This window comes from uncultured Rhodoblastus sp. (assembly GCF_903903185.1).
Classification (GTDB): domain Bacteria; phylum Pseudomonadota; class Alphaproteobacteria; order Rhizobiales; family Beijerinckiaceae; genus Rhodoblastus.
Genome location: NZ_CAIUXT010000027.1, coordinates 24,345 through 32,555 on the forward strand (window position 1 = coordinate 24,345; position 8,211 = coordinate 32,555).

Consider the following 8,211-nt stretch of genomic DNA (forward strand, 5'->3'; position numbering starts at 1 on the left):
CCGCCGGCGCCGCCTTCTCGCGGCTTTGCGTCCGTTTCAGAACTTTGGCTTCGACCGGCGCGGCGCTTTTTGACGCGGCGAATTGAAGCCTGGTCTCCCAACGCGCGGTCATGGCGTGGCGGCATGGGATTCGACAAGCCAGAGCTGCTGATCGACCCCGCGCGAAATTTCGGTGAACAGGTCGGCGGTGTCGGCGTCGCCGGAAGTCGTCGCGCGTTCGATCGCTTCGCGCGCCGATTCGCCAAAGGCCGCAAGCGCGCCGGAAACCGCGTAAACATGTTCCTGCTCGTCGGCGACGCCGAGCGGATAGACGATCAGAAAGGAAAGCCGCGCCGCAACCTGCACTGTGCCTTCGGCGGCTCCGCCCAATCCGCGCGCGCGCTCGGCGATGAGATCGCCATAGGCCAAAATCTTGCCGGCGACCTGGTCGAACAGCAGGTGGATGGCGATGAAGTTCGGACCGCGCACATTCCAGTGCGCCTGTTTCAACTGGCCATGCAGATCGATCGCCGCCGCAAGATGCCGGTTGAGCGATTCGATGGACTGGGCGCGGATGTTGGGGGACAGGGTGTTACGTGTTTGCAGCATGGCAGAGTCTCCTGATGGAAGCGCCCGACGCGGGCGAACGCCTTCCCCCGCATGCGACGCGTTGGAAGGTCGGGCGCCCGCCTTTTCGATGACCGAACCAGATAGAGGCAGGAAAGACGGCGGCGGCAGGGACGGAAACTACTCTATTCTCGCATATGGGTCGTTTCCGGCCCTGCCTCGCGCGATGGAAACGGGTCACTGTGGCGTTTGGAAGTTCTGGTCCGGCGCAGGGCGCCGATCCCCGGCTTCATGTTTTTAATCGCCGCTACCTTGAAAATGGCCAACAGCATGGTTGCGCTGCCCAGGGGGCGCTTGCGGCGCGGCGGGACGCGGCGGGTGCGTGTTCAGGGGGCCGCTGAAAAATGGGTGCGTTGATCCCCAGTGCTTCGAGACGCGATGCTCCGCATCGCTCCCCGGCATGGGGGGATCAATAGAATCAATGGCGTAGTCCTAATGGGGACCCTCTCGAACCACGAGGGCCATCCGCGCGTTTTTCAGCAGCCTGTCAGTGGGCGGGGACCTGGGTCAACGCGGACTGGATGGCGAGAACCAGATCGAGTTCGAAATAGGGCTTTTGCAGCACGGTCGCGTCGGGTTTGAGAATCTTGACCGTCTTGGCGTCGCCGGTGACATAGATATGTGAAATCGTCTCCGAGCCATTGATCCTGTCGACGGCGCCCATGCCGCTGCCATTTTGCAGATGCGCATCGACGATCATCAGATCGGGCCTCGAATGGCGCGCCGCGGCGACCGCCCCGTTCTCGCTGGATTCGACGGCGCATACTTCGTAACCGAGCGCCTCGATCAACTCTGCAAGAAGTCCGGCGATCATTTCGTCGTCTTCCACGATCATCACCCGGAGTTTTTGCATCGAATCGATCCGTGTCGCATTAGAGCGTTTTCGAGCCAAACGGTTTCCGGCTGGCGTGAACGAGTGGTCCGCGTTAGGGAAGAAAACCCTTAAAAACTTAAAACCTTCCGGGCGTCGCTCCCGGTCGCGGGACAGGATTTTTTGGCCCCCACAGCCTAACGCCGCGACGGCGGATGACGCAGACTCGGAATCTACTCAGCGCGCGCGCAAAACGCGCGCCCGCCCCGCTCCGGCCGGAGCGCGACCCGCCAGTCGTTGCAAGAGCCTCAAGGGATTGCGCCTTCGGCGCGTAAAAGGCCCCCATGGTCGGCAATAAGTGCTAATGTCGGGGTGTCCAGGGGGGCGCGGGCGAAAAAGGAGAAGAATTTCGCATGCGAAAGACACCATCGCCTCCGGTCAAGAACTCCGGAGCCGGCAAGGCCGGGCCGGCGAAGCCTGGGTCTTCTCCCGAGACGCTTCCCGCCGAGACGCTTCCTCCCGAGGCTCAGGCTTTCCCGGTCGTGGCGCTCGGCGCCTCCGCAGGAGGTCTGGAGGCCTGCCGGATGGTGCTCGACGCGCTGCCCGCCGATTGCGGCATGGCCTTCATTCTCGTCCAGCATCTCGATCCCACCCATCAAAGCATGCTGGTGGATTTGCTGTCCGGCCACACCACGATGAAAGTCGTTCAGGCGAGCGAGGGCATGAGGATCGAGCGTGAGCATCTTTATGTCATTCCGCCGGGCGCCTCTCTCTCCGTCGAGGCCGGCGCCTTGCGGCTTTCGCAACCGCTGGAGCGTCATGGCGCGCGGCTGCCTTTCGATTTCCTGCTCCACTCGCTGGCCCAGGACGCCGGCCCCCAAGCCATTTGCGTCGTGCTTTCGGGAACCGGCGCCGACGGCAGTTCCGGTCTCAAAGCGATCAAGGAAAAAGGCGGATTGGTCATCGCGCAGGACCCCGAAGAGGCCGCATTTGATGGCATGCCACGCGCCGCGATCCTGACCGGCGCGGTCGATCTCGTGCTGCCGGCGGCGAAGATCGCGCAAGCCATCCTCAAGCATGAAGCCGGCGAGGACGCGCCCGCCCCGGTCCAGGGGAGGGAGCAGGATTGGCTGACGCAGATTGTCGAACTGCTGCGCGCCAAGACCGCCCATGATTTCAGACTCTACAAACAGGGCACCTTGCTGCGCCGGATCAAGCGCCGGATGGCGCTCGAAACCGACCACATGGACGTTTATCTGCAAATGCTGCGGGACGATCCAAAGGAACTCGATCTTCTCGCCAAGGACCTGTTGATTAACGTCACCAGTTTTTTCCGCGACGCGGAAGTGTTCGACTATCTGGCGGAAAAAGTCCTTCCCGGCCTCATCGATGAACATTCGCCGGACCAGCCCTTGCGAATCTGGATCGCGGGATGCAGTTCGGGGGAGGAAACCTATTCGCTCGCCATCCTGTTCCGCGAAGCGGTCGCCGCCGCCGGCAAACATTCGAAGCTGCAAGTGTTCGCGTCGGATATCGACGCCGACGCCGTGGCGCAGGCCCGCGAAGGTCTTTATCCCGTGTCGATCGAGGCCGACGTCTCGGCGGAAAGGCTGGCCCGGTTCTTCGTGCGCGAGGAGCGCGGCTACCGCATATCGCCCGAATTGCGCGCGGAAGTGGTTTTCACCGTGCAGGACGTGCTGTCCGACCCGCCATTCTCGCGCCTCGATTTCGTGTCCTGCCGCAATCTTTTGATCTATCTGGGTCCGGAAGCGCAGGCGAAAGTTCTGGCGCTGTTCCATTTCGCCCTGCGCGAGGGCGGCGTGCTGCTGCTGGGCAGCGCCGAGTCTATCGGCGAGCCCCTTGGCCGCTTCACCGCGATCTCAAAGAGCGAACGCATCTTTCGCCATACGGCGCGCGGCCGGCCGGGCGATTTCGGCTTTCTCGGCGCCGACGTCGTTCGCGGGCCCGCACGCCAGGGCTTGGGGCGGTCGCCGACGCGCGAAACCATCCTCGCCGAATTGTGCAAGAGCATGGTGCTCGAAAATTACGCGCCGGCGGCGGTGCTGATCAATCGCCGCAACGAATGCCTGTACTCGCTCGGCCCGACGGATCGCTACCTGTCCATCCCGCCCGGACCGCCGACCCACGATCTTCTGGCCATGGCGCGCAAAGGCCTCGTCGCCAAGCTCAGGTCGGCGATCCAGCGGGCCTTTCATGAGGACGCGCCGGTCGTCGTCGGCGGCTGCCGCAGCGATCGCGATGGCGTGACCCTGGAATTCAGCCTGTCGGCGCGGCGGGTGGACAACGCGGGCGAGGAACTGGCGCTGATCTGTTTCATCGACGAGGCGCCGCGACGCCCGCGCGCGGGCGGCGCGGTGGGGCCAGGCGAGGTTTCGCGCGTCGCCGAACTCGAGGCCGAACTGGAAGCCATGCGCATCGAATTGCAGGATGCGATCCGCAATCTGGAAATTTCGACCGAGGATCAGAAGGCGATCAACGAGGAGGCGCTGTCGGTCAATGAGGAGTTCCAGTCGACCAATGAGGAATTGCTCACCTCGAAGGAGGAACTGCAATCGCTCAACGAGGAATTGACGGCGCTCAACAGCCAGCTTCAGGAAACGCTCGACCGGCAGCGCACCACGGCCAACGATTTGCAAAATGTGCTCTACAGCACCGACATGGCGACGATCTTTCTCGACGCGGCGCTCCATATCCGCTTTTTCACGCCCGCGACCCGCTCGCTGTTCAACATCATCGCGGGCGATGTCGGACGCCCGCTGGCCGATCTCGCCTCGCTGGCGGCCGACAGCGCGCTGTTGCGGGACGCGCGGCTGGTGCTGGACAAGAACCTGCCGATCGAGCGCGAGATCGAGGCGCGCAGCGGCGAATGGTTCCTGCGGCGCATCCTGCCCTACCGGACGCAGAGCGGCGGCGTCGAAGGCGTGGTCATCACCTTCTCCGACATCACCGGACGCAAGGGCGCCAGCGATGCGCTGGACGCGGCCTTGCAAAAGGCAAAAAACGCCGACGAGGCCAAGTCGCGCTTCCTCGCCGCCGCCAGCCACGATCTGCGCCAGCCGCTACAGACGCTGGCGCTGTTGCAGGGGCTGCTGACGCGCGGCGTCGAAAGCGAGCGGGACCGGAAACTGGTGGGCCGAATCGGCGAGACTCTCGGGGCGATGACCGGCATGCTCAATGCGCTGCTGGACATCAACCAGATCGAGGCCGGCGCGATCCGCCCGGAGATGGAGATTTTCCCGGTCAACGACCTTCTGGCGAAACTGCATGACGAATTCACCTATCAGGCTCAGGCCAAGGCGCTCAAATTGCGCGTGGTCGCCAGCAGCCTGACCATCCGCAGCGATCCGCGCCTGTTGGAGCAGATGCTGCGCAATCTTTTGTCGAACGCGTTGAAATATACCAGGACCGGAAAGGTGCTGCTCGGCTGCCGGCGGCGCAAGGGGGCGATGCGCATCGAGGTCCTCGACACCGGGATCGGCATTCCCGACGAGGAAATCCAGGCGATTTTCGAGGAATATCATCAGGTCGGCAACGAGGCGCGCGAGCGCAGCCTCGGCCTCGGCCTCGGCCTGTCCATCGTGCGGCGCATCGGCAATCTGCTGGGCCATCGCGTGCGCGTGCGCTCGGATCACGGCAACGGCTCGGCGTTCTCGATCGAAATCGCGCTGCCGCCGGTCGCGTCGGGGCCAAAGCCTCCGGTCTCGCGTCCCGGCCTCGATCCGGCAGACGGAAAGGCGGCGCGCAAGGGCGCGGTTCTGGTCGTCGAGGACGATCCCGAATTGCGTGAACTGCTCGCTCTTTCCCTTGGCGAGGAGGGCCACAAGGTGGCGCGCGCCTATGACGGCTCAGAAGCGATGCAACTGGTCGAGCGCGAGGATTTCCGGCCCGATGTCATCCTTGCGGATTTCAACCTGCCCAACCGCATCAACGGGCTCGAAGTCGCGGCCAGGGTGCGGGAAAAGCTGCGTCGCAACATTCCGGTCATCATCCTGACCGGCGACATATCGATCAAGACCTTGCGCGCCATCGCCGACGCCGATTGCGTGCAGCTCAACAAGCCCGTCAAACTGGACGATGTGACGAAGGCCATCCAGCGGGCGCTGACCGTCAAGGCGCCGGCGCCGCAGGCCGCCAAGAATCCGGCGGCCCGGCCAGCGGTCGAAACGGCCGAGTCGCCGGAGCGTCCGGTCATTTACGTCGTCGATGACGACAGCCACATCCGCGCCGCGATCCGCAACGTGCTGGAGGAAGATGGACGCAAAGTCGAGGATTTCGGCGATTGCGAGAGCTTTCTCGAGGCCTGGCGGCCGGGGCGGGAAGCCTGCCTCCTGATCGACGCCTATCTTCCGGGCATGAGCGGGATCGAATTGCTCCAGCGGCTCGCCGCCGGAGGCGACAAGATACCGGCGGTGATGATCACCGGCAATGCCGACGTCGGCATGGCGGTCCGCGCGATGAAGGCGGGGGCTTCCGACTTCATCGAAAAGCCGGTGGGCCGAGAGGAACTCATCGCCAGCGTCGAGCGCGCGCTCGAACATTCGCAGGACGCGAGCAAGCGGGTCGCCTGGCGCGACGACGCCGCGAGCCATCTCGATGGCCTTACCGAGCGGCAGAAGCAGATCATGGAGATGGTGCTCGCCGGCCATCCGAGCAAGATCATCGCCGCCGACCTCGGCATCAGCCAGCGGACGGTCGAAAACCACCGCGCCGCCATCATGAAGCGGACCGGCGCGAAATCGCTGCCGGCGCTGGCGCGGCTGGCGGTGGCGGCGGTGAAGTAGGCCGCGCTTCGGCTGGTTATCGAACGCAGGGCGGGGCGGCAAGCCGATCCGCCGGCCCCGGATCGGGTTTTCGTTTGACCATAGTCAGATTCCGAGCCTGCCGCGCCCGGCGCCCCGGCGGTTAGATTGGCTTTTGCCCGCCGGCGCAATCCGGCGCAACAGGAGTTTCAGAACATGGGCGACCTCATGCGTTTCGGACGACGCGTTCCGCTTCCCTCCTCCGTTGCGATCCTCCACGAACTTCTCGTGATGGGGCGCAACGACAACAAGCCAGAACCGGATATTTCCCGGGAGACCGAGGCGAAGGCCGCGCTTGAACCGGAAATTTCCGCCCCGACGCAAAGTCTTCCACCCAAACCGGATTGATGGGTTCGCGCCCTTGAGAAGCTCTGCGGTTTGTTTAAGTTGCACCCTCGAAACAGCGGCGTTTGCCGCGCCTGTCATGCAGCCGGGAGCCCGCAATGAGAAACATCAAGGCGGTCATCTTCGATATGGACGGCTTGATGCTCGACAGCGAGCGTCTGGCGATCCAGTCCCTGAAACGCGCCGGCGCCAGCATGGGCCTCGATTTCACGCAAAACATGGTGCTCGGCTGTATCGGACTGAACACCGCAAGCTCGAATGCTTTTCTGGCGAGGGCGATGGGCCGGCCCATTTCCGAAACCGCGCTTTTTTCGGCGTTTCATGCCGATTACGAAGCGACCCTTGAGCGCGAAGGCATTCCGGTCAAGGCCGGGCTCATCGAACTGCTGGAATTCTTGAAAAGCGCCCGAATAAGGTTGGCAGTTGCGACGTCCACGGCCACCGCTTTGGCCGAAAGGAAATTGGCCAAAGTCGGAATCCTGCATAATTTCGAATTCATCGTCGGCGGCGATGCGGTCGAACGCGGCAAACCGGCGCCCGATCCTTATTTGCTGGCCGCCAAGCGTCTGGACGTCGACGTCGAATATTGCCTTGCCCTCGAGGATTCCGATAATGGCGCCCGTTCGGCGCTTGCCGCGAAGATGAAACTGATTATCGTCCCGGATCTGAAAGCTCCCGAACAAAATCTCAAAAGCCGGGCGACGGCCTGCCTCGACTCCCTGTATCAGGTCCGGCAACATCTGGCCCGGTCGATGAATGAAGCATAGTCCGCAGCGCAGGCGAGGACAAAAAATGGTGGGCGATATAGGGATCGTTGTCGCTCATGGGACTGCGGTCTCGTCTGCTGGATGGATGTGCTGGCGACCAAGGTCGCCATCTTCAGCGTTGCCGTCAATGGGGCGAGTTCCACACGTAGCGAAATGACGGACCGCTAATGGCAATCTGTCCGCGCAACGTGTGGAATTGATCAAAGGCTATGCGGCTTTCCTGCCGCCGATTTTACCGCTCTGATCCAGTTTTTTGACGATTCCGTTGATTTCGGCCCTCCGCTTTTGCGGGGAATGGGCATGTGCAGCCTGATCGCGCAATTCTTGCGTTAAATGGGAACCAGTCATCCCCGCCCAATGAAGGGTGCGAGCCAAACGGAAAAAGGCGGCATGGCCGTCGCCGTGAGGGGTCAATTGCCATTTTTGGACAGCGTCTTCGATGATGTGACTGGGCGTGATTACCCGTCGTTCTTCGAGTTTTTGGCGCAGAGCCCGCAAATTATCACTTACGACGCCCACAGAAATAAGCGGGATCGGCGCGGCCACGGCTTGCGGCTCGGGCTCTGGGTCAGGGCGGAGACCGGCGATACAGTCGTCAAGCCAAAGCTCGACGTTCAACGGACCGCGTGGAGCGTCGTCGAACTTGTGAAAGAAGCTGTCGTCTGGGTTTTTGGCCTGACACGGCAGATAGAACAAGCTGGCTGCGTTGAACTTCGATCCATCGAAGCCGTGGCAAAGGCGGCTTTTGATGCGGCGATTTTTGTCCAACTCCTTTTTTGTCCAATAACCGTTATCGTTCAACACCTTCTCGAACTTTTTCATGATCATGCGGTGGACATCCAAGGACATGGCCAAGCTGGTT

The 8,211-nt window shown here is 62.6% G+C and carries 6 protein-coding genes; 3 read left to right on the forward strand and 3 right to left on the reverse strand.

Annotated features, from left to right (window positions below; genetic code table 11):
• Positions 1-108 precede the first annotated feature (108 nt).
• Both dps and QZY01_RS02065 read right to left on the reverse strand, forming a co-directional pair.
• The gene (gene dps / locus QZY01_RS02060; protein ID WP_294532721.1) at positions 109-588 is read right to left on the reverse strand and encodes a DNA starvation/stationary phase protection protein Dps; all 480 of its coding nucleotides are present in this window, start codon (positions 586-588) and stop codon (positions 109-111) included.
• Between the two features lie 505 nt (positions 589-1,093).
• Positions 1,094-1,459: a response regulator gene (locus QZY01_RS02065; protein WP_294532723.1), complete on the reverse strand. Its 366-nt coding sequence runs from the start codon at positions 1,457-1,459 to the stop codon at positions 1,094-1,096.
• Positions 1,460-1,830: 371 nt separating this feature from the next.
• Here QZY01_RS02065 and QZY01_RS02070 point away from each other — a divergent pair, with 371 nt between their 5' ends.
• The 3 genes from QZY01_RS02070 (at position 1,831) to QZY01_RS02080 (ending at position 7,349) form a co-directional block, all read left to right on the forward strand.
• Positions 1,831-6,219 (forward strand): chemotaxis protein CheB, encoded by a 4,389-nt coding sequence (locus QZY01_RS02070; RefSeq protein ID WP_294532725.1) that lies wholly within the window; start codon positions 1,831-1,833, stop codon positions 6,217-6,219.
• Between the two features lie 126 nt (positions 6,220-6,345).
• Positions 6,346-6,585: a hypothetical protein gene (locus QZY01_RS02075; RefSeq protein ID WP_294532727.1), complete on the forward strand. Its 240-nt coding sequence runs from the start codon at positions 6,346-6,348 to the stop codon at positions 6,583-6,585.
• A 95-nt stretch (positions 6,586-6,680) separates the two neighbouring features.
• Complete coding sequence (locus QZY01_RS02080; protein WP_294532729.1) at positions 6,681-7,349, forward strand: HAD family phosphatase; 669 nt, start codon at positions 6,681-6,683, stop codon at positions 7,347-7,349.
• Between the two features lie 207 nt (positions 7,350-7,556).
• Here QZY01_RS02080 and QZY01_RS02085 read toward each other — a convergent pair.
• A partial coding sequence (locus QZY01_RS02085; RefSeq protein ID WP_294532731.1) for a hypothetical protein occupies positions 7,557-8,211 on the reverse strand: 655 nt, incomplete at its 5' end.